Origin of the sequence: Methylococcus sp. EFPC2, from assembly GCF_016925495.1 — a bacterium.
Classification (GTDB): Bacteria; Pseudomonadota; Gammaproteobacteria; order Methylococcales; family Methylococcaceae; genus EFPC2.
The window spans coordinates 1,545,056-1,567,163 of sequence record NZ_CP070491.1 but is presented as its reverse complement, the minus strand read 5'-3'; the positions used below and the strand labels follow the sequence as shown (position 1 = coordinate 1,567,163).

The 22,108-nt window shown below is 60.0% G+C and carries 21 protein-coding genes; 18 read left to right on the top strand and 3 right to left on the bottom strand.

Annotation, left to right across the window (positions count from 1 at the left end):
• Nucleotide 1: 1 nt before the first annotated feature.
• Genes JWZ97_RS06490 through uvrC form a run of 3 tightly spaced genes read right to left on the bottom strand, consistent with a single transcriptional unit; the run spans nucleotide 2 to nucleotide 2,801 of the window.
• Nucleotides 2-352, bottom strand: coding sequence for an ASCH domain-containing protein (locus JWZ97_RS06490; RefSeq protein ID WP_205433983.1), 351 nt, complete (start codon nucleotides 350-352; stop codon nucleotides 2-4).
• Nucleotides 353-389: 37 nt separating this feature from the next.
• Nucleotides 390-953: a CDP-diacylglycerol--glycerol-3-phosphate 3-phosphatidyltransferase gene (gene pgsA, locus JWZ97_RS06485; protein WP_205433982.1), complete on the bottom strand. Its 564-nt coding sequence runs from the start codon at nucleotides 951-953 to the stop codon at nucleotides 390-392.
• A 3-nt stretch (nucleotides 954-956) separates the two neighbouring features.
• Nucleotides 957-2,801 (bottom strand): excinuclease ABC subunit UvrC, encoded by a 1,845-nt coding sequence (gene uvrC / locus JWZ97_RS06480; protein ID WP_205433981.1) that lies wholly within the window; start codon nucleotides 2,799-2,801, stop codon nucleotides 957-959.
• Between the two features lie 151 nt (nucleotides 2,802-2,952).
• Here uvrC and JWZ97_RS06475 point away from each other — a divergent pair, with 151 nt between their 5' ends.
• The 18 genes from JWZ97_RS06475 to JWZ97_RS06390 all read left to right on the top strand — a co-directional run bounded on the left by JWZ97_RS06475 (nucleotide 2,953) and on the right by JWZ97_RS06390 (nucleotide 22,008).
• Nucleotides 2,953-4,173 carry a glutaredoxin gene (locus JWZ97_RS06475; protein WP_205433980.1) on the top strand — a complete coding sequence of 407 codons (1,221 nt, stop codon included), beginning with the start codon at nucleotides 2,953-2,955 and terminating at the stop codon, nucleotides 4,171-4,173.
• A gap of 66 nt (nucleotides 4,174-4,239) precedes the next feature.
• Nucleotides 4,240-4,809 (top strand): ferritin family protein, encoded by a 570-nt coding sequence (locus JWZ97_RS06470; protein ID WP_205433979.1) that lies wholly within the window; start codon nucleotides 4,240-4,242, stop codon nucleotides 4,807-4,809.
• Nucleotides 4,810-4,838: 29 nt separating this feature from the next.
• On the top strand, nucleotides 4,839-5,657 hold the full coding sequence (locus tag JWZ97_RS06465) for a prenyltransferase (RefSeq protein WP_205433978.1): 819 nt from the start codon (nucleotides 4,839-4,841) through the stop codon (nucleotides 5,655-5,657).
• On the top strand, nucleotides 5,654-5,956 hold the full coding sequence (locus JWZ97_RS06460) for a hypothetical protein (RefSeq protein WP_205433977.1): 303 nt from the start codon (nucleotides 5,654-5,656) through the stop codon (nucleotides 5,954-5,956). Before JWZ97_RS06465 ends, JWZ97_RS06460 begins: the two co-directional genes overlap by 4 nt.
• A gap of 177 nt (nucleotides 5,957-6,133) precedes the next feature.
• Nucleotides 6,134-6,781 carry an adenylate kinase gene (adk, locus tag JWZ97_RS06455; protein ID WP_205433976.1) on the top strand — a complete coding sequence of 216 codons (648 nt, stop codon included), beginning with the start codon at nucleotides 6,134-6,136 and terminating at the stop codon, nucleotides 6,779-6,781.
• Nucleotides 6,782-6,838: 57 nt separating this feature from the next.
• Nucleotides 6,839-8,395: a 3-isopropylmalate dehydratase large subunit gene (gene leuC, locus JWZ97_RS06450; protein ID WP_205433975.1), complete on the top strand. Its 1,557-nt coding sequence runs from the start codon at nucleotides 6,839-6,841 to the stop codon at nucleotides 8,393-8,395.
• Nucleotides 8,392-9,054, top strand: a complete 663-nt coding sequence (gene leuD, locus JWZ97_RS06445; RefSeq protein WP_205433974.1) for a 3-isopropylmalate dehydratase small subunit — start codon at nucleotides 8,392-8,394, stop codon at nucleotides 9,052-9,054. Before leuC ends, leuD begins: the two co-directional genes overlap by 4 nt.
• Nucleotides 9,055-9,068: 14 nt before the next feature.
• Nucleotides 9,069-10,154, top strand: a complete 1,086-nt coding sequence (gene leuB, locus JWZ97_RS06440; protein WP_205433973.1) for a 3-isopropylmalate dehydrogenase — start codon at nucleotides 9,069-9,071, stop codon at nucleotides 10,152-10,154.
• A gap of 29 nt (nucleotides 10,155-10,183) precedes the next feature.
• On the top strand, nucleotides 10,184-11,206 hold the full coding sequence (locus JWZ97_RS06435; protein ID WP_205433972.1) for an aspartate-semialdehyde dehydrogenase: 1,023 nt from the start codon (nucleotides 10,184-10,186) through the stop codon (nucleotides 11,204-11,206).
• 87 nt (nucleotides 11,207-11,293) lie between these two features.
• Nucleotides 11,294-13,960 carry a FimV family protein gene (locus JWZ97_RS06430; protein WP_205433971.1) on the top strand — a complete coding sequence of 889 codons (2,667 nt, stop codon included), beginning with the start codon at nucleotides 11,294-11,296 and terminating at the stop codon, nucleotides 13,958-13,960.
• Nucleotides 13,961-14,234: 274 nt separating this feature from the next.
• Nucleotides 14,235-15,188: a glycosyltransferase gene (locus JWZ97_RS06425; RefSeq protein WP_205433970.1), complete on the top strand. Its 954-nt coding sequence runs from the start codon at nucleotides 14,235-14,237 to the stop codon at nucleotides 15,186-15,188.
• An 11-nt stretch (nucleotides 15,189-15,199) separates the two neighbouring features.
• Nucleotides 15,200-16,249, top strand: a complete 1,050-nt coding sequence (locus tag JWZ97_RS06420) for a glycosyltransferase (protein ID WP_205433969.1) — start codon at nucleotides 15,200-15,202, stop codon at nucleotides 16,247-16,249.
• 9 nt (nucleotides 16,250-16,258) lie between these two features.
• Nucleotides 16,259-18,343 carry a sulfatase gene (locus JWZ97_RS06415; RefSeq protein ID WP_205433968.1) on the top strand — a complete coding sequence of 695 codons (2,085 nt, stop codon included), beginning with the start codon at nucleotides 16,259-16,261 and terminating at the stop codon, nucleotides 18,341-18,343.
• Nucleotides 18,344-18,481: 138 nt separating this feature from the next.
• Nucleotides 18,482-19,300, top strand: coding sequence for a hypothetical protein (locus tag JWZ97_RS06410; protein ID WP_205433967.1), 819 nt, complete (start codon nucleotides 18,482-18,484; stop codon nucleotides 19,298-19,300).
• Nucleotides 19,297-20,280: a VWA domain-containing protein gene (locus JWZ97_RS06405; protein ID WP_205433966.1), complete on the top strand. Its 984-nt coding sequence runs from the start codon at nucleotides 19,297-19,299 to the stop codon at nucleotides 20,278-20,280. The genes JWZ97_RS06410 and JWZ97_RS06405 overlap by 4 nt, the downstream gene beginning before the upstream one ends.
• Nucleotides 20,280-20,885, top strand: coding sequence for a lipopolysaccharide assembly protein LapB (locus tag JWZ97_RS06400; RefSeq protein WP_205433965.1), 606 nt, complete (start codon nucleotides 20,280-20,282; stop codon nucleotides 20,883-20,885). The genes JWZ97_RS06405 and JWZ97_RS06400 overlap by 1 nt, the downstream gene beginning before the upstream one ends.
• Nucleotides 20,882-21,790: a vWA domain-containing protein gene (locus tag JWZ97_RS06395; protein WP_205433964.1), complete on the top strand. Its 909-nt coding sequence runs from the start codon at nucleotides 20,882-20,884 to the stop codon at nucleotides 21,788-21,790. Before JWZ97_RS06400 ends, JWZ97_RS06395 begins: the two co-directional genes overlap by 4 nt.
• A gap of 2 nt (nucleotides 21,791-21,792) precedes the next feature.
• Nucleotides 21,793-22,008, top strand: a complete 216-nt coding sequence (locus JWZ97_RS06390; protein WP_205433963.1) for a DUF2905 domain-containing protein — start codon at nucleotides 21,793-21,795, stop codon at nucleotides 22,006-22,008.
• Nucleotides 22,009-22,108 lie beyond the last annotated feature (100 nt).

Sequence of the window (22,108 nt, the reverse complement as noted above, 5' to 3'; positions counted from 1 at the left end):
GTTATGCGGCCGTCGTCGCGGATTCCGCCGGGTGGAAGTGGTGGACCCAGACCAGATGGCTTTCGTCCCAGGTCATGCCGGCATGCATTTTCAGGATCAGATCGCGGTAGGCGGAGAGGCTGGGATAGCCTTCCGCTATCGCATCCTCCTCCGTCATATGACCCAGCGGCTGGCGTTCGACCTTGGACACGACGAAACGCAAGCCATCCAGTTCGAAGGTCTCTCCGGGATAGGCATAAAGGCCGTCGCGGCGCTGCTGGGTCTTGCGGCCGGCCTTGACCGCATCGACGAGTTTGGGGTGGCGAACCAGCCGTTCGATATCGCAGGTTTTTGCAGGGTACTCGGTAGTCATGAATTGTATGGGTTGGGGTTGGGGAAACGACGCAGCGCTATTCCGTCCGGGTGCTGAGGACCGGCAGGGCGGCGCGCAGGTAGTTGATCATAGACCATAGCGTCAGCACGGCGGAAACCAGAAGCAATGCCTGGCCGGTCGTTTTCAGCGTTTCCCGCCAGATATCCATGCCCAGCAAGAGGATCACGATGGCCACCATCTGCGCCGTGGTTTTCCATTTGCCCATCCACGAGACTTCGACCCGCTTGCGCTGACCGATTTCGGCCATCCATTCGCGCAGAGAGGCAATGGTGATCTCGCGGCCGATGATGACGGCCGAGGCGATGGCCACCCAGGGACTGGGATCCGCTTGGACGATCAATACCAGGGTGATGGCGACCATCAGCTTGTCGGCGACGGGATCGAGGAAGGCTCCAAATGCGGTGGTCAGACTCATGCGGCGGGCGAGATAACCGTCCAGCCAGTCGGTGACGGCGGCGAGCGCGAAGACCACCGCGCAGGCCACGTGGGCGAGGTGCCAGGGGAGGTAGAAGAGAGCCACCAGTACCGGGATCAGGGCGATCCGCAGCAGGGTGAGGTAAGTGGGCAGGTTGTATGCCATGCGTCAGGCGTCCTGTTCGTGAAACGTGTCGTAGATGCGTTGCGCCAGTTGCCGGTTGATACCTTCGACGCTGCAAAGGGCATCGAGGCCGGCGCGGCTGATTTCGCGCAGACCGCCGAATTGCTTCAAAAGCTGTTGGCGGCGCTTGGGGCCGAGTCCCTCGATGCTCTCCAGCGTCGACTGGGTCCTGGCCTTGGCTCTCCGCTGCCGATGACCGGTGATCGCGAAGCGATGGGCTTCGTCGCGGATCTGCTGGATCAGCAGCAGGGCAGGGGAGTGGGCGGGCAATAGGATAGGCTCGTTTTGCCCGGCGGGGAACAGCATTTCCATGCCCGGCTTGCGATCCGGACCCTTGGCCACGCCCAGGGTGTAAATCTCCGACATGGCCAATTCGCCGAGCGCTTCCCGCACGGCGCGGACCTGTCCCTTGCCGCCGTCGATCAGCAGGATGTCCGGCGCTTCGTGCTCGCCCTGCTTGATGCGTCGGTAGCGCCGCCCCACCGCCTGGGCGAGGGCGGCGTAATCGTCGCCGGGCTCTATGCCTTCGATGTTGAAGCGGCGATAGGCGGATTTGACCGCGCCCTGGCGGTCGAACACCACGCAGGAGGCCACGGTTTTCTCGCCCTGGGTATGGCTGATGTCGAAGCATTCCAGCCGCCGCGGTATCTCGTTCAGCCCCAACTCCTCGCCCAGGCTGACGAAACGGGCATACAAGTCCTGCTGATTGGCCAGTTTCGCCTGCAGCGCATTTTCGGCATTGGTCGCGGCCAACTGGACCCGCTTCAGGCGCTCGCCCCGGGTGCGGGTGGCGATCTGCACGGTGTGTTTGGCCTGTGCGCCGAGCACTTCTTCCAGCAGCCCGCGGTCTTCGATGTCGTGGCTCAGCAGGATCTCGCGGGGCGGCGGGCGATTCAGATAATACTGAGCCAGGAAAGCTTCCAGTACGCTGGCGGGGTCGTGTTCCTCGACCATCTTGGGGAAAAAGGCGCGATCGCCGATTTGTTGGCCGCCGCGGATGAACAGCATTTGCACGCAGGCCAGGCTGCCGCGTATCGCGCAGGCGGCGATATCCAGATCTCCCTGTTCGCCGGTCACGGCCTGTTTGGCCAGGATGGCGCGCAGATTGGCGATCTGGTCGCGGTAGCGGGCGGCCTTTTCGAACAGCAAGTTGGCCGCGGCCGTTTCCATGCGTTGCACCAATTCGTCTATCAGGCGCTTGCCGTGGCCTTCCAGGAACATCACGGTGTCGTTGACGTCTTCCCCATAGCTTTCGGGGCTCACGAGATCCACGCAGGGCCCGGTGCAGCGTTCGATCTGATATTGCAGGCAGGGGCGCGAGCGGTTCTTGAAGAAGGAATCCTCGCACTGGCGGACCGGAAAGATCTTCTGCAGCAGTTTCAGACTCTCGCGCACTGCTCCGGCACTGGGGTAGGGGCCGAAAAACCGCCCCTGCTTCTTGCGCGATCCGCGATAGAAGCTCACCCGCGGGAACGTCTGGTGGGTGGATACGTGGATGTAGGGGAAACTCTTGTCGTCGCGCAGGCTGATGTTGTAGCGCGGTTGCAGGCGCTTGACCAACTGACTTTCCAGCAGCAAGGCCTCGCCTTCCGTATGGGTGACGGTGACCTCGATGCGGGCGATACGCGCCACCATGGCCTGCTGTTTGGGCGTGGCATCCTTGTTCAGGAAATAGCTGGATACCCGCTTCTTCAGGTTCTTCGCCTTGCCGACGTAAATGACTTCGCCTTCGGCGTCCAGCATCTTGTAGACGCCGGGCCTGTGTGTTAGGGCTTTAAGAAAGGCCTGGATGTCGAAGCCGGTTTCGCGGGTCGGGGTATCGGAGGGCATGCTGGAGCGGGTGTACGGGGTCGGCGGCCATTATAAGGCGTGACGGCCCGTTCTGTTCAGCTTTGGCGTCGAGATGGCGCGGCGCGGCATTTTCCGCCGCGATGGGCGACAATGAACCACATCGTTACGTCGAATTCATGGAGACTTCGCTATGCGCCTTTGGCTCGCCCTCTTGCTTTTGTTATCGACGGCCGCACCGAGTCTGGGGCCGGCTGGCCTGGCCTGGGCGGCCGCCGCCGAAACGCCCGCTTCGCAATCCACTGCCGTGGATATCGAAGTCTTCGTGCGCGAAGGCTGCCCGCATTGCGCCAAGGCGGAGGAGTTTCTCGCCGCCTTGAAAGGTGAGCGGCCGGAGCTGCGCCTCAGCATCAGAGACATCAGCAAAGAGCCCGAGGCACTGGCGCGTTTGCAGCAGATCGCAAAAGAGCACGGCGGTGCCCCGCGCGTACCGGCGTTTTTCCTGCGCGGTCAGTTGGTCGTAGGCTACAGCGACGAGGCGACTTCGGGTCAGTTGATACGCAACCTCTTGGCGTCGAAGCGCGGCGGGGTTCCAGCGGCGGGGCCAGGCGGTGAGGCCGGCAGTTGCGAGGCGGTGGAGTCGATTTCCTGCGAAGGCGGGGCGGAAGCGGCGGCCACGACGCAGGAACATTATGAAATCGATTTCCTGGGCCGCAAGCTATCGGTCGAGCATGTCGGTCTGCCCTTGTTCACCCTGGCGATGGGCTTGCTGGACGGATTCAATCCCTGCTCGATGTGGGTGCTGCTGCTGATGATCTCCCTGCTCGCGCCCATGGGCCGACGCGGCCGCATGCTGGCGATCGCCGGAACCTTCGTGGCGGTGGAAGGCATCGCCTATTTCGTATTCATGGCGGCCTGGCTGAATCTATTCCTGTTCATCGGCCTTTCTCGTCTGTCCGAACTGGCGATCGCCGCCATCGCCTTGTTTGCCGGTGCGGTCAACCTCAAGGATTTTTTCGCCTACGGACGTGGCATTTCGCTATCCATACCCGATTCCGCCAAACCCGGCATCTATGCCCGCATGCGCCGCATCCTCCAGGCCGAGAGCCTGGTCGGGGCGGTGGTCGGGGCGGTCGTGCTCGCGGTGCTGGTGCAGATCGTCGAGTTTCTGTGCACCTCCGGATTCCCCGCCCTGTTCACCCGGATACTGACCCTGCACGGTCTGAATACCTGGACTTACTACGGCTATCTGCTGCTCTACAACGCCGCCTATATGCTCGATGACGTGATCATCCTCGGCATAGGCGTCTACACCCTGAGCCAGCATCGCTTGCAGGAGCGGGAGGGGCGCTGGCTCAAATTCATCAGCGGTCTGGTGATGGTGGGCCTGGGCATCTATCTGGTTTTGCGCTAGCGACACTGAGCTTGAAATCAGATTGTGGTATGTTCAAGCCTCTGCCACTTTCTGTCAGGAGACGCCATGAGTATCGAAATCACCGAGGACATGATATTTCAATGCTTTGCCGCCGCTCGGCAAGCGGACGACAGCGCCGAGACCGCCTTGTCTTTCGTGGATGTGGAAGAATATGAGAGCCAGGTCATGTACCCCGAATTTGCCCGCTGGGCGGAAAAGGCGGGTTATCCCAAACTGGCCACCCTGTTCCGCAAGGTAGCCGGCGAGGAAAAGCTTCATGCCGTCTGGCTGCGCAATCTGTATGCTGACATGGGGGTTCCTCCGCGCGGCGACGATACCCGGCGCGCCGTCGAGGCGCTGGCGACGATCAAGGCCAATTGCGACGAACTCATCGCCTTGAATCCCCACGGGGTGGTGGAAAAAGCCTTGACGGTGGCCATCCGCGTGGAAGAACGCGAGTACAGCGACATTTATCCGCGTTTCCGCGATCAGGCCGACTCGGAAGGGGACGGCCGGGCCGCCGAAGTCTATCGGCGTGTGGTCGACTCGGAGCGCCAACATGCGGGCTGGTTCGAGACCGCTTTGGCCGATTTCCGCCGGAATGCCGTGGCTGAGCCCGTTCCGGCCGGCGTTTGACGGCCGGTGCGACAAGGTGGTGGCGGGCTTTGAATCCCGCCATCTACCTGGTTTCCATACTGCCCGGCGTAGGCGTTAACCAACTGGCAAGGCCGGAAGGCCAGGCCTTATTGACACTCCTATCGGCCACCCTGGCGGTGGTCCTGCTGCAACATGCCATCAATCTCTGGAACGATGCGTCCGACTGGCGCTTGGGCGCCGATGTCGAGAAGAAGGATTCCTGGGTAAGGCTGTACGGCGGCCGCACCGCCCCCGTAGTCCGGCAGGCCCGGGTCACATTCCTGCTGGGATCAGGCGTCGGGCTGATGCTGCTCATAGGGATGGACCGCCTGTGGCTGCTGGCTTATGCCGCGCCGCTGGTCGGCCTCGGTTATCTGTATAACGCGGGCCGGCGCCCGCTCTCCTATACCTGCTTGGGAGAATGGGTGACCGGCTTATGCTACGGCGGGGTGTTCGGGGGGCTCTGGCTGTTGCTCCGCGGGGAGGCGGATCGGGTAGCGCTACTGGGTTGTCTGGCTTTCGGCTGCCTGGCGTCTGCCGTGCTGTTGTCCCATCAGCCGCCGCAAATCGAAACCGACCGCCGTGCCGGCAAATTGTCCTACGCCGCACGTAAAGGTATGGAGGCGACCTATCGCACCGCGCGGGTGTTGTTTCTCGCGTTTCTGATCGCCTGGGGTTTCGCCGTGTGGTCGATGTCCGTCGGGTTCGTCCACGTCGGGCTCTATCTCCCGGCCGCCGCCGTCGCGTTCGCTGGCGCTTGTACTCGCTCGCCTAACCCGAAATATCTCCTGATCGCGGCCAGTCTGCTGTTCGCTGTGCAGGAACTAATTTATCGACTGTCGACATGAAAAAAACACGAGCCGCCTGGTCTGCCGAACGTCTCGAACAATGGAGGCTAATCCGCGCGTCGGGCGAGTCCCGTTATATCTGGAGCCACGGCGTGTTGCGCTGGGGCGGCTTCATGTTCTGCTTCTCCATGGCCCTCCATCAATACAGCCGCTACGGCGATCTGTTCAGCAGCGAAGGCAATCTGCCGTTCCGTCTGATTTTCGGCGCCGCGATCTGGGTATTCGTGGGCTATCTTTACGGCCGCTCGCAATGGCGCCGCAACGAGCGGGAGTTCGCCGAGCAAACTCGCCGGGTTTAGCGCGCCGCCCACCCCGCTATCGAGAATTTTCCGCGCCACCGTCTTCCCGCAAGCTCTCTTCGTCCCCCCTGCGAGTCTCGCTCCGCGAGCCAAGATGCGCTTCTGGTGCGGGCTCCCCGTGTCTTCTAGCGGGTTTTATGCCACAATTGCGGCCTTTCGATACCTGGAGACGCAAGCATGCGCGTGATACTTCTGGGCAGCCCGGGTTCGGGCAAAGGCACCCAGGCTCAGTTCATTGTCGAAAAATTCGGCATCCCGCAGATTTCCACCGGCGACATGTTGCGTGCCGCGGTGCGCGAGGGAACTCCCTTGGGGCTTGAGGCCAAGAAGGTCATGGATGCAGGGCAATTGGTGTCGGACGACATCATCCTGGGGCTGATCAAGGAGCGGATCGTCAAGGATGATTGCCGCAACGGCTTTCTGCTCGACGGTTTTCCCCGCACCATCGCCCAGGCCGACGGCCTGGAAGCTTTGGGAATCGCGATCGACCGGGTGATCGAGATCCAGGTGGAAGACGAGGAGATCGTCAAACGCATGAGCGGCCGGCGCGTGCATCCGGCTTCGGGGCGCACCTACCATGTGGTCTTCAACCCGCCCAAGCGCGAAGGTCTCGACGACGAAACGGGTGAAGCCTTGATACAGCGCGACGACGACAAGGAAGAAACGGTGCGCAAGCGTTTGTCCGTTTATCACGAGCAAACCGAGCCGCTGGTGGGATATTATCGGACCAAGGCCGAGCAAACCGGCCTGCCGGAGTTCAGGACCATCGCCGGCGTAGGCAGTGTGCAAGAGATCACCGAAAAGGTGCTCTCCGCGCTTGCGTAATCGCCGCTCACCCATCGACGCCGGGCCTCTTGGCCGGCCCTATAACGAAACATCGCCATGACCGGAAAAACCCTCTACGACAAGCTTTGGGACGCGCATCTCGTTTGCACCGAGGCGGATGGTTCCGCGTTGATCTATATCGATCGCCAACTGGTGCACGAGGTGACTTCGCCTCAGGCCTTCGAAGGCCTGCGTTTGGCCGATCGCAAACCTTGGCGCGTCGGCGCCAATTTGGCTGTGGCCGACCATAACGTGCCGACGGCGGGGCGCGAGCAGGGCATCGCCGATCCCGTTTCGCGCCTGCAAGTGGAAACCCTGGATCGCAACTGCGCCGAATTCGGTATCACCGAGTTTTCCATGTCGGATCCGCGCCAGGGCATCGTGCATGTGGTGGGACCGGAGCAAGGCGCCACGCTGCCCGGCATGACCATCGTCTGCGGTGATTCGCACACCGCGACGCACGGTGCATTCGGCGCCCTGGCCTTCGGCATCGGCACCTCCGAAGTCGAGCATGTGCTGGCGACCCAATGTTTAGTCCAGCGTAAGGCGAAGAACCTGCTGGTTAAGGTCGAGGGGCAGGTCGGCCCCGGCGTCACCGCCAAGGACATCGTACTCGCCATCATCGGGCGCATAGGCACCGCGGGTGGCACCGGCTACACCATCGAGTTCGCCGGTTCCGCCATCCGCGCCCTGTCCGTGGAAGGCCGCATGACGGTCTGCAACATGGCCATCGAGGCCGGCGCGCGCGCGGGCCTGATCGCGGTGGACGAGGCCACCATCGATTATGTGCGTGGACGTCCCTACGCTCCGCAAGGCGAGCTGTTCGAACGGGCCGCGGCCGCCTGGCGCGAACTGCACAGCGACGCCGATGCCGAATTCGATGCCGTCGTCGAAATCGATGCCGCCGCCCTCAAGCCGCAAGTGACCTGGGGAACCTCGCCCGAACTGGTGTTGCCGGTCGATGCGTCCGTGCCCGATCCCGCGCGGGAAGCCGATCCGATCAAGCGCGAGAGCATGGAGCGCGCCCTGAACTATATGGGGCTGGAGGCCGGCACGCCGCTCACGGCTATTCCGGTCGATAAGGTATTCATCGGTTCCTGCACCAACGGCCGTATCGAGGACCTGCGGGCGGCGGCCGAGGTGGCCAGGGGACGTAAAAAGGCCGACAGCGTCAAACAGGTCCTGATCGTCCCCGGTTCCGGCTTGGTCAAGCAGCAGGCCGAGGCCGAAGGCCTGGATCGGATATTTACCGAGGCGGGCTTCGAATGGCGCGATCCGGGCTGTTCCATGTGCCTGGCCATGAATGCCGACAGGCTGGATCCGGGCGAACGTTGCGCCTCGACCTCCAATCGTAACTTCGAGGGACGCCAGGGCTACGGCGGCCGCACCCATCTGGTCAGTCCCGCCATGGCCGCGGCCGCCGCGATTTATGGTCATTTCGTCGATGTGAGCACGATCGCCAGCCTGCCGCAAGCCGGTGCTCAGGAAGCCAGCGCCCAGACCACTGGTGCATCGGCCTCCGTCGGAGCCGAAGAAGCTGCCAAACCGAAGCGCAAGCCTCGCTCGTCCGGGCCGGGGCGCGCCAAAACCGCCAAGCAAGGTAAAGAGCAATGAAAGCATTCAGAAGACTGACGTCCAAGGCGGTGCCACTGGATCGGGCCAACGTCGACACCGATGCCATCATCCCCAAGCAGTTTCTCAAATCGATACGCCGCAGCGGTTTCGGGCCTTATCTGTTCGACGAATGGCGTTATCTGGACCGTGGCGAGCCGGACATGGATTGCAGCAACCGGCCGGTCAACCCCGATTTCGTGCTGAACGTGCCTTGCTACGCCGCCGGACGCATCCTGCTCGCTCGGGAGAACTTCGGTTGCGGTTCCTCCCGCGAGCATGCGCCCTGGGCGCTGGAAGACTACGGCTTCCGGGTCATCATCGCACCGAGTTTCGCCGACATTTTCTACAACAACTGCTTCAAGAACGGCGTGCTGCCCATCGTGCTGGACGCCGCCGTCGTGGACCGGCTGTTCCAGCAATGCAAACCGGGCTACACGCTCACGGTGGACTTGCCCGAACAATCCATCACCACCCCTTTCGACGAACACATCCATTTCGAAGTGGATGCTTCGCGCAAACACCGCTTGCTCAACGGACTGGACGATATCGGCCTGACCTTGCAGCACGCCGATGCTATCCGGGCCTACGAAGCGCGGCGCGAGGCCGAAGCTTCGTGGCTGTTCGTCGATCTGGGCAGCGTTTCCAATTCCCCCGCTTGAACTGAAGATACGAAATGACTTTGAAAATTGCTGTTTTGCCGGGTGACGGTATCGGTCCTGAAATCGTCGCCGAAGCCGTGAAGGTTTTGAATGCGCTGCGCGACGATTTCGGCCTGCAGGTGGAAACCGAGGAGGCCTTGATCGGAGGCACCGCTTACGATGCGACCGGTACCCCTTTTCCGGCCGAGACTCTGAAACTTTCGCAGCAGGCCGACGCCATCCTGCTGGGTGCGGTGGGCGGCCCGAAATGGGAGCCGCTGGATTATTCCGTGCGCCCCGAACGCGGCCTGCTGGGCCTGCGCAGCGAACTGTCCCTGTTCGCCAACCTGCGTCCGGCCATCCTCTATCCGCAGTTGGCCGCGGCGTCCACGCTGAAGCCCGAGGTAGTGTCCGGGCTGGATATCCTGATCGTGCGCGAATTGAACGGCGGCATTTATTTCGGCCAGCCGCGCGGCCGGCGCGTGAACGCGCAAGGCGAACGGGAAGGCTACAACACCCTGGTGTACAGCGAGTCCGAAATACGCCGTATCGCCCACGTCGCGTTCGAGGCGGCCTTGAAACGCGGCAAGCGGCTATGCTCCATCGACAAGGCCAACGTGCTGGAGTGCACCGAGCTGTGGCGCGAGGTGGTCATCGAGGTGTCCAAGGACTATCCCGAGGTGGCGCTCAGCCACATGTATGTCGACAACGCGTCCATGCAGTTGGTGCGCAACCCCAAGCAATTCGACGTGATGCTGACCGACAACATGTTCGGCGACATCCTGTCGGACTGTGCCGCCATGCTGACGGGTTCCATCGGTATGCTCCCGTCGGCTTCGCTGGACAAGGACGGCAAGGGCATGTACGAACCCATCCATGGCTCGGCGCCGGATATCGCGGGCAAAGGTATCGCCAATCCCATCGCGACCATCTTGTCCGTGGCCATGTTGCTGCGCTATAGCTTCAACGATGGCGCCAACGCCGATCGCATCGAGCAGGCCGTTGTCTCCGCCCTGGATGCCGGCTACCGCACGGCCGACATCTATTCGGAGGCTACGCAGAAAGTCTCCACGGCGGCCATGGGCGATGCCATCGTGTCGGCCCTCAGAGCCTCCCGTTAATCAAGAGTTCGATAGTTCGAGTCGTATTTATGAGCAAGACTTACAACGTCGCCGTCCTCGGTGCCACCGGGGCGGTCGGCGAAACCATGTTGTCCATCCTGGAGCAGCGCAACTTCCCGGTCGGCGAAGTTTATCCCCTGGCCAGCGCCCGTTCCGCCGGTAAGCGCATAGAATTCAAGGGCCAGTCCCTGCTGGTGCGAGACGTCGCCTCCTTCGATTGGTCGCAGGCGCAGATCGGCCTGTTTTCCGCGGGGGCGTCGGTATCCAAAGAATGGGCGCCGATCGCCGCCGCAGCGGGCTGCGTAGTGGTCGACAACACCTCGCAATTCCGCTACGACGACGACATCCCGCTGGTGGTGCCGGAGGTGAATCCCGACGCCATCGCGCGCTACACCAATCACGGCATCATCGCCAATCCGAATTGCTCCACTATTCAGATGCTGGTTGCGCTGAAGCCGATCCATGATGCCGTGGGCATAGAGCGCATCAACGTCTGCACCTATCAGGCGGTATCAGGCACGGGCAAGAAAGCGATCGAGGAATTGGCCACCCAGACGGCCAATCTGTTGAACATGAAGCCGATAGAGGCGGCGGTCTATCCCAAACAGATCGCGTTCAATGTGTTGCCGCAGATCGATGTGTTCATGGACAACGGTTATACCAAGGAAGAAATGAAGATGGTTTGGGAGACCCGCAAGATTCTGGGAGACGACAGCATACTGGTGAATCCGACGGCAGTGCGCGTACCGGTTTTCTTCGGTCATTCCGAAGCGGTGCACATCGAGACCCGCGACAAGATCACGGCCGATCAGGCGAGAACCCTGCTGGCCGCGGCTCCGGGAATTACATTGATCGACGAGCATAAACCGGGCGGTTATCCGACGGCCGTAACCGAAGCCGCTGGTAACGATCCGGTGTTCGTGGGGCGCATACGTGAGGATATTTCTCACCCGCGCGGCTTGGACCTGTGGGTGGTTTCGGACAACGTGCGTAAAGGGGCCGCACTGAACAGCGTGCAGATTGCCGAGCTATTGGTAAAAACCTATATCTAGGGCTAGGCTTCCCCGGAGTAAGCAAAGGTATTGCCGGGATTCGGAGGGCAGGGTTCCGGCATTCGGATGAATTTAGGAGCGGACGAAGTGCGTAAGATTTCCAAGACTCTGGCAGTTATCGGTCTGCTGACTCCGGCAGGTGTCAGTGCCTTAGGTGTCGGCGACATCAGACTGCAATCGGCGCTCAACCAGTCACTGCGCGCGGAGATTCCGCTGGTGACTTCGGGCTCTGAGACCCTGGAAGACATCAAAATCAGCATCGCTTCTAATGAAGCATTCGCCAAGGCAGGAATAGAACGTCAGTATCAGATTTCCCGCCTGCATTTTAATGCCGTTAAGAAGATCGACGGCAGCACCGTCATTCAGGTCACCTCTCAGGAACCCATACGCGAACCCTTCCTGAATTTCCTGATTGAGGTCAACTGGCCTCAAGGTCGACTGCTTCGTGAGTTCACGGTGCTGCTCGACCCGCCGGCGGCGTACAAGGAGGAAACAGTCGCCCAGCCTCAACTACCGGAGGTCATACCATCCGTGCCCCGGAAGGCCACGGCGAGCAAACCGCGGCCGGACGAAGCTCGCCTGTCCGAACCGTCGGTCGGAGAGGTTGCTCGCACGCCCCGCGCCCCGGTCGGTCAACAGACCGGGACCGAATATGGCCCGGTACAAAAAAACGAAACGCTATGGAGTATTGCGAAACTGATCGAGCGGGCCCCGGGCATCACCCAGGAGCAGGTGGTCGTCGCCCTGTATCAAGCCAATCCGCAAGCGTTTTATAAGAACAGTTTCGATGCCTTGAAGGCCGGCGAAACATTGCGCATTCCGGATCGCGAAGCCATCGCCAGCGTTACGCCGCAGGAGGCGCGCGCCCAATTTTATGGCCGCCCGGCGCCGAGAGCAGGAAAACTGAGCGAAAGGCGGGGCAGCTTGGCGGGCGAAAAGGAGGCTTCGGCGATAGATCAGGAGCAGCAGGGTAAACTCAAGCTGCTTGCGCCTGCGGACAGCAAGAGCAGAACGGAGGCGGCAGCCCCTGGCGTACGGGAAGAGAGCGCCAAGGCCAAGGGGGACATCGCTCTGGAAGTCGCCGATACCGTCAAGCAGGAAAACGAGGAGATACGTTCGCGCCTCGCACAACTCGAGCAACAGTTGGCCGGCATGCAAAGACTGTTAAGCCTGAAAGACGAGCAGATCGCCAATCTTCAGGCCCAAGCCGGCACTCCCAGCGCGCCAGCGCCTGCGGTAGCTCCCTCGCCTCAACCGACGCCGGCGGCGCCTGTACTCCCGCCGAGTAGTACTCCCGAGCCGCCGCCGGCCCCGGTTCAGTCGCCGGCAGCGCCCGAATCGCCGCGTATTCCCGCCGCACCTGCAGAACCCGAATCACCCAAGGCACCGGCAGCTCCACCGCGCGCACCGAAGCCTGCCACCCTGGTGCCGCCGGCTCCCGAAGAACCCGGTTTTGTGTCTTTCCTCTTGGAACAACCTGCTCTATTGGGCGGCGGCGGATTGGCGGCGGCCCTATTGGGATTTTATTTCTGGCGCGGTTTCAAGCGACGTGCGGTGCTCACTCAGGAGTCCGAAAGCATCCTGATGAGCGCGGGGCGCGAGCGTCAAACGACGCTGAAAGAGGTTGGAACGCCAATTTCCGACCAAACGCCGTCGGAACAGGTCGCTCCTTCTGCCCGCAGTTCGTTCTTGAGCGAATTTTCTACCAGCGATTTTGACGCGTTGGGTGGGGAAGTTGATGAAGTCGATCCTATTTCAGAAGCGGATGTCTATCTGGCCTACGGGCGCTATAAACAGGCCGAAGAATTGATACGGCATGCGATCGATCAATATCCTGACCGAGACGAGTGCAAGCTCAAGTTGCTGGAAATTCAATATGCTACGGAGAATCGTGCCGCATTCGAAGCCTACGCCAAGGAATTGTTCAACGAGCATAAAGATTCCGACCCTGATTTCTGGGAGAAGGTCGTGGAAATGGGGCGTGAACTCTGCCCGGAATGCCCATTATTCAGTCAGAAGGACTTTACTGCCGAGGCAGGTAAGGGTGAGTCGATATCAGAAGCGGATCTGTCGGCTTCGCTGGAACTCGATGAGGAGTTGCTGGCCGAACTGAAAAACTTTGACCGAGCCGACGCGGCGCCCACACAAAAGGCGGCTCCAATCGATATATCCCAGGTGAATTCCAAAGCGCCTGATTCTGATAATGCGACCGGCGCGCACGGCGGTGATTTCCTTTCGTATGAGGAGTTGGAGTTTGAATCTACCCCTTTGACCCCATCCGATGCGATAGAACCCGATGCTGATATTGCCTTCGATAATTTGATACCGTTCGAGTCCGTCAGCCGGAAAACTCCCGTCGAACCGGAAGTCGTTCAAGTAAGGCCCGACAAAACGCTGGATGACATACTTTTGGAAATGGGAGCCGTCTCCAAGGCGGAGAACGTAGTCCAATCGCCTTCCCCTGACATTTCTTTCGAGCAGGCATCCAAGTTGGCCGTCAACGACGATTTCAACATGGACTTCAGCCTGATTAAACCGGTGACGGAAACCAGCATAGGTGCCGAAGACAATACTCAGGTTGTTGAATTCGACGATTTAAATGAATTCGAAACCAGACTGGATTTGGCGAAGGCCTTCGTCGATATGGGTGACGAATCGTCCGCACGCGAAATTCTCGACGACGTATCGGCGCGCGGCAATGAGGTTCAGCGCCGCGAAGCCCATACTCTGCTCGAAAAACTCTCCAAGCATTGATGTCGCCGTCTGCGGCGTGTTTAACCGCGCCGCAGGTTTCCTCCGTGCATCAGCCGGCGTATTCGTATAAAACGGCTTTGGTCGTATTTATCCAGTCGTTATGTAAATCACCCCTCATCCTCCGGAGCTGGGGAATACAAGGGGCTGCGCGTTGGGGTGTAAAAAACTTTCACCGGCTTTATGGATGCTGCACAAGGTCTATTGCGTTATCCTAGGGTATTACCTTGGTTTTGTGGGGCCACATAGTGAGCATTGACTCTATCGTACTGAATTTATGGCTAAATATAATCCTCCAGTATCGATAAGCATCATAGTCTGTACCTATAATCGGGCGGATTCCCTCGTATCCACCCTGCAAGCACTGGTCAACCTAAGAGTTCCTCCTGGCCTCGAGTGGGAGGTTATTGTCGTCGACAACAATTCGCACGATGATACTTCGGAAATCGTACGATCAAAGCAGGCATCATTTCCCCAGTTGCGCTACCTGTTCGAGCAGCGCCAAGGTTTGTCGCACGCGCGCAATTCCGGTATCGCGGCTGCTAGGGGCGAACTGCTGTTGTTTACGGATGACGACGTCCAGCCCGAGCCGGACTGGGTCGTGGAAGTTTTACAAGGAATGGAAAAATATGACGCGACTGCTTGCGGAGGATATATCGCGCCGCTTTGGGATAGTCCACCGCCGTCCTGGCTAACCGAGCGCTTATACGGCTTTCTTGCCATTAAGACGGACGAGCGGGAGCGAAGAATCCTCAAGGAGAGCGAATTTCCGTTCGGCGCCAATATGGCGTTCCGGCGCGAGGTGTTTTCGCGCTTCGGGGTATTCGACCCCGATCTTGGCCGGAAGGGCAGTGTGCTTGCCGGATGTGAGGAATTCGATTTGATAGGCCGGTTAATAGCCTCGAGCGAAGTGGTGGTCTATTTGCCCGATGCGCGCGTACACCACCGCGTTGAAGCATTTCGCACGCGTAAATCCTATTTCAGGAAATGGCGCCTTCACAACAGCCGCAACCTGGCCGAGACTTACGGATTGCCGGGAGATCGCAAATTGCTTGGCATTCCGCTATATCTTTTCGGCCAGTTCTGGCGCGCCATCAGGACCGCCTTATACGCAAGAATCAAGCTTCCGGCGGACGAAGCTCTGCTGAAAGAATTGGTCGTATGGCATTTTCTCGGGACGGTGCAAGGTCTTTGGCTCGCGCGTAATGCTAATAGGAATCCTCTGAAATAGGATCGGAAATAATGCTTAAGCGCGCCCAGGAAAATCACTCTCCGGATACCCGGATCAAAATATCGGTTGTCGTGACCGTTCGCAACGAAATCAGATCGATCCGGTCGGTGGTGGATTCTTTGCTGAACCAGGACCGCATACCGGATGAAATCATCATCGTCGACGGAGTCAGTGACGACGGTACGTTGAGTGTTCTGGAAGAGTATGCCGGCGCAGGCCGGATAATCCTGATTAGTCAGGCTTGCAATATCGCCGAGGGTAGAAATTTAGGTATTGCTAGGGCCAGCCACGACTTCATCGCCGTTACCGATGCAGGATGCGTGATCGATCCGGGCTGGCTGAAAAACATGGAGGCCTGTTTTATCAAGGGCGACGCCGAGGTCATCGCGGGCAACTATGTTTTCGATACCCGTACGCCTTTCGAAAGGGCGGTTGTTCTCGCTACGGAATCGCCCGACAGGGAGAATACCGAATCGGCCCGTTATTTTCCATCCAGCCGCTCAGTCGCATTCGATAGGACGGCGTGGGCAGCCGTGAAGGGTTACCCGGAATGGCTATATGCCGCGGAGGATACTCTTTTTAATATTCGCCTGCGTCAACTAGGCTTTCGTTTCCGGTTCTGCCGCGATGCCAAAGTCATCTGGCGGCCACGGGCGACCTGGCAAGCCCTGTTCAAGCAATATTTTAATTACGCGCGAGGCAACGGGCGGGTAGGGATCAGTACCGCAGGGTATTTGACGAATTTGAAGTACCACGGCCTGATGCTGTTGTTCATTTTGACCAGCGTATTTTGGGCGGGAACGCTTTTGTTGGCCGGTTTGATTTTCGCGCGACATGTACAACTCCACTTATGGCGGCAGGCGGACATCGCCGTTAGAACGTCCGGTGACCAATCGATGCGCTGGAGGGTGTTGGTCGTCATGGAGGTCGTGCGTTTGGCCGGCATGGCGGGATTTCTGGCCGGACGCTGGGATCGTTGGCGCGACGTTGACTTCGTAAATAATCAGTTGTCGTGGATGGGTGTCTCTTCTTTGGACGATATTTCTTCGTCCAAAAACTAGGATGACCGCTTGAACATCGTAGCTGCAACCTGGAGCCAGTGGCTGCTAGCGCTGGTTTTTCCTTCAGGATTATGGATAGCTATCCTGCTCGCGAAATCATTGAAAGATTTTTCCCGCACCGGCCCTCATCTGAGGGACGAGGTGCGCGGACATCACGCCGCTTATGCCGCCTACGCGATCACGCGTTTATGCTTCTGGGGTGGAGTGCTGACCTTATTTCTGGCGGGTTCAGGGGAAGTGGTCTACGCATCTTTGCTCTACGTTTTTCGCTGGGATTACTCGTTGTGGCAGGCGATGACGGCCGCGGCCATCGGAATCGGCAGCCTCACGGCCGTGCAATTCTGTCGACATCTTTTGCATTTGCCGGCTGGGCTGGAGGCGTCTTCGAATTATCGATTGAGCCGTTTTTACCCATTGTGGCGCTGGTTGAAACCGTCCCGGCTGCGGGGTATACAAGCCGGTTTGTGTCTGGCCTTTGCGGCGTCGGTCGCGAGCGCGGTCTTAGCCGCCATCAGCCGGGATGATTTTAGTTCAGCGGCGCTATATGCGAGCTTAGCCGTGATCTATCTGGCGGTAGCCATTTATAGTTGGTATCGACCGAGGCTGGTACCAGCGGAGATAAAATCGGCCGCTAACAAGTCTTCACGACCTAATATCATAATGATAGGCTCGGATACCCTGAGGGCCGATCGTTTGGGCGTGGACGGCAATAAACGCGGCTTGACACCCTTCATCGACAATCTAGCCCGCCGGGGGACTTATTTTCGCCAGTGCTATGTGCCATGTGCACGTACGGCCCCCAGTATCGTATCGATGTTGACGGGTAGCTGGCCTTTCAATCACCGCATACGTGAAAACTTTGCCGCTCCCGGCGAATTGAAGAAAGATATATCGAAGCTCCCCGACTTGTTGCGAGGGGCGGGATACCGTACTTATGCCATTAGCGACTGGGCTGGCGGTGATCTGGGCAAGTTTTCGTTCGGGTTTGAAAACCGCGAACTTCCCGACGATCAGTGGAATATAAAATATCTGATACGTCAGGGTCCAAAAGACCTGCGTCTGTATCTGTCCTTATTTACCCATGGAATATTCGGCAAATGCTTGCTGCCGGAACTCTATTATCTCGCCGGCGTTCCCATGACATCGGAGCTCGGGCAGTCCGCGCGAGCCACGATCAGCCGCAACGCCAAATCGGACACGCCGTTTCTGTTGGATGTGTTCATGTCGACGACGCATGGACCTTTTGGGTCGGAGTATCCTTATTACACCTTGTTTTCCGGCGATGAATATGCGGGTTCCTGCAAATTCGTCATGGGCGGCTTGAGCGACCCGTTCGAAATAGTCGAGCGGCAAAAGGAAGGGCGCGGCAGTTTCGATCTGGCGCAGATATTAAATCTCTATGATGGCTGCGTTCGGAACTTCGACGACGAAGTAGCTCGTATCTATGCCCATCTCGAGAAATGCGGCCTGGCGGAAAATACCATCCTGGTGATATACAGCGACCACGGCATGGAGTTTTTCGAAAGCGATACCTGGGGCCAGGGAAATAGCGTGATCGTCGATGTCAGCGCCAGAATACCCCTGATCGTCGCCGATCCCAGGCAGAAGATCAAAGGGAAGGTCGTCGACGATGTCGTGCGTAGCATCGACCTCGCCCCAACCTTGCTGGAGCTCTGCGGGATCGATGTTCCATCGGACATGGACGGAGTTACGCTGGCGCCTTATCTGCGGGATGCCGAAGCCAAAATGAATTTGACGGCCTACGCGGAGACGGGGGTCTGGTTCGCCAAATTGCCGGGTATCTCCGACCATCATCTCTTGTACCCCGAACTGCCGGATCTTCTGGAGGTGCCTGACAAGAAGGTGGGGACCATCGCGATAAAAAAAGAGTTCCGGCAACGGGTCATAGAGGCCAAGGACCGCATGATCAGGAATGATCGCTGGAAGCTGGTGCGTCTACCCATGCGAGAGGGACCGGAGTTCCGCCTGTTCGATATACAATCCGATCCCGACTGCCGCCATAACGTGATCGAAACCTTTCCCGATGTGGCGGCGGCACTCAAGGCTGAATTCGGTCATTTCTTCACCGATTGATCCTGTCGCGTCATGATGCACTCCGGTCTATTGCGGGCCCTAGTCCTCGCGTCTGTACAGCTTCCGGCTTCGTATGCGAACGCGAGCGGGGCCGTCCAAATCGTTCATTCGGCCGTACCTAGTTCGCCGCAAGCGGTCATGGGCGCCGTGCTGGAGCAGGACATCAGGGTTAAGGCGTCGTCGGGTTTTCGGCTAGACACTGCCCAGTTGCCCGAGGCGGGCAGCGCTTACGACGATTATCTGGAAATCCGCCGCGTCACCTGGACGGAGTCGGACGAATTCACCGGCACGGTCTACGACATCCATTTGAGCTATCAGGTGTTCAAGGGAGTACGCTCGCCGGAGCGCCTGGAAGTCGATGGTTTACCGCTCCGCTTCGTCGCCGGCGACGAGGTGCTGCAAGTGGAGGCGCCGGCCTGGAGTATCACAGTCCGTCCCATCATCGACTCCGGGCTTGCCGATGAAGCCGTGAGCCTCGCCGCGGAGATGCCGGCTCCCGCACGGCAGTTCCATCATGGACATTCCATGCTGATTGCCTGGCTCTTGGCCGCCTTGGCCATTGGTCTGTACGGCGCTTGGCGACTGAACGCCCCACCGTTCCGCCGCCGTTCCCGCCCCTTCGCCCGGGCCCGGAAGGCCTTGCGCAAGCTGCGCCGCTCGCGGTCTGCGGCGGAAAAAGCGCAGCGCGCGTACAGACTGGTGCATCAGGCCTTCGATCAGGCCGCCGGCTACACCGTGTTCGCGGGCGAACTGGACGAGTTCCTCGAAGCCCGCCCACTTTATGGACCCCTGCGCGGGAAGATCGAGACGTTTTTCGCGCTATCCCGGCAGTTTTTCTTTGCGTCGGAAAATCGTATCGAGCCTGGATACGGCATGGAAAGGGGAGGGGACACCGCCGTGCTGCAGTGGCTGGAAACCTTGTGTGCCGAACTCGATCAAACCGAGGCCGCAGCATGAGTCTCGCATTCGCAGCCCCCTGGTTTCTGCTGTTGAGCGCGTTGGCCTTGCTGCCTTGGCTGATTCCCGCCCAGCCGCCGTTGTCCTATTCCAGTCTCGCGATCATCCCGGAAGACCGCCTGTCGATTTGGGTGGATCGTGGCTTGCGCGCGGTGTTTTCACTAGCGCTTCTAGCCGCGGCCCTCGGCCTCGCCGGACCTTACCGCGGCGAACAGTGGATCGAAAAAGTCGGCGCCGGCGCGCGCATCGTGCTGCTGGTCGATCACAGCGCCAGCATGAACGACAATTTCTCGGGTGCTTACCTCGGCGGCAAGGCGAGCGAATCCAAAAGCATATTGGCCAGCCGATTGCTGAGCGAGTTCGTGGCGCAGCGCCGCGACGATTTGTTCGGCGTGGTCGCTTTCAGTGCCGCGCCGATACCCGTCCTGCCGCTCACGCGGGACAGGAACGCTTTGCAGGCCGCGATCCGGGCACTGGGCACGCGCGGGCACGGCGTCACCCATATCGCGCCCGGCTTGGCGGCGGCGCTGGATTATTTCCGCGACCAAGCCCGAGGCGGGTCGCGTGTGGTGGTGCTGGTGTCGGACGGCGCGGCGCGCATGGACGACGACACCCGCGACACGATACGCCAACTGTTCTCCGATCAGCAGGCGGCGCTCTATTGGATCTATCTACGCAACCCCAAGAGCGGACGCCTGGATGCGAAGCCGGCGAACGCCAACGAGAGCACCACGCCGGAATATTTCCTGCACCAGTATTTCCAGACCCTGGGGGTGCCCTATCGCGCTTACGAGGCGGACAATCGCGAGGACTTGCAGAAGGCTATCGCCGACCTCGGGGAGTTGGAAAATCGTCCCCTGATCTATCGCGAACGCCTGCCGCGGGTCGACCTGACAGACTGGTGTTACGGCGCGGCCCTGGCTTGCAGCCTGGTACTGATGCTTGCGCGTACCCTGGAGTTGAAATCATGGCGTGGCTAATGAAGTTGAGGGACGTCGTCCGCCTTTCGGCCGGCGTCAGAACCGAGCACATTTTCTCGCGGGGCGGCGCGCTGCCGATCTGGTTTTATGCGCTGGCGGTTCTGGTGCTGGTAGGTCTCGCGGTCGAAACTGTCCGGGTTTACGAGGCTTCCAGCCTGCAAAACGCACTGGCGCATCCCGCCGAGATAGAGATAGACGACGACACGCCGCCCCTGCTGGTCTTCGCCAAGGCGCGCAGCCTGGAGCAGTCCGGCGAGCGGGAGGAAGCCATCCGTTTGTATGGCAGCCTGGCCAAGACGGAAGACCCCGATCTGCGCGAACGGGCCTTGCATAACCTGGCGACCGGCTATCTGCGCGAAGGCGCGGCCTTGTGGCACAGCCGGGGAGTCCTGGAATATTCCCGCGTCAACACGCTGGTGGAACTGGCCAAAGACAACTACCGGGAAGTCTTAAGGCTCAATCCCGGCAATGCCGGCGCCCGCCATAATCTGGAATACGCCTACCGCATCACGCCGCCGCCCAGGGAAAAACCCAAGGCGGATTTCCAGGGCCGCAAAGCCAGCATATTCGCGACCCTGCCGGGCTTGCCCGGAGGCGGGCCGTGAAAGCCTGGATAAGCCGGCGGGATTGGCGCTTAGGGTGCCGGGTAGGTGCCTGCGCCGCGTTGGCCCTGGCATTGAATCCCCCCACGGTTCCCTGGCCCAAGTCGGTGTATCGCTATCTCTTCGTGCTCGACATCACGCAGAGCATGAATGCGCGCGACTATCACGTCGAAGGTCTGCCGGGCGACCGGCTGGGCTATGTCAAGGCCTCGTTGGCACTCGCCCTGCGGGAACTGCCCTGTGGTTCGGAAGTCGGCCTGGGTGTTTATGCCACGCAACACAGCCAGGTCTTGTTCGAGCCGGTCGAGGTCTGCTCGCGCATCGGTTTGATCTCCACGGTGCTGGAAGGCATAGACTGGCGCATGGCCTGGGCCGGGGACAGCCATATCGCGCAAGGACTGTATACCGGCTTGCGCCGGCTGGCCGACACCGATCCGACGATCCGGCTGGTGTTCTTCTCCGACGGCCAGCAATTCCCGCCTCAAACCGAGATTCCGCCTTTCCCGGGCAAACCACACCAGGTCGCAGGCTTGATCGTCGGGGCCGGGGGGCCACAGCCGGTGCCCATCCCGCGATACGATAGGGATAACCGCCCCTTGGGTTATTGGCAATACGTCGACGTGCAGGACAGCCTGCCTCGATCCCAGTTGGAAGGGCGGCCGGCCAACGACCGCAGCAATTACCCGAGCCGTTTGGACGAGATGGGCCTGAAAGCGCTGGCCGCTGCGACCGGATTGAATTATCACCGCCTGACCACGCCGCAAGGGCTGGTCTCCGCCTTGGACCATCCTGAACTGGCCGAGCGACTATGGGTCCGGCTGGACCTGGGCCCGATCCTCGCCAGCCTGGCCCTGGTGCTGCTGGTGGCGCCGCTGCTTCCCGATCTCATCCCGCGCCGGAGGCCGTGAACATGAGCTTCGCGAAGCTGCTAATGCTGCTGGGTCTGGCTTTGTTCGCGCTCGGCTTGGTGCTGGGCTATGCGCCCGGTCTGTTCGCCTGGTTCGGCAAGTTGCCTGGCGATATCCGCGTCGAAAGGGAGAACGGCGTCCTGTTCATTCCGATCACTTCCATGCTGATCGTCAGCGTGGTGGTAAGCCTGATCCTCAACCTGTTCTTCCGACGCTGAGTCAGCGCCATCGATCGCCACCGTCGGAACCGATGGATTGGTTTCGTGCTGATGACTGGCGAACAGGCAAAAACCATTTCGTGTTGGATTTTCATCATCG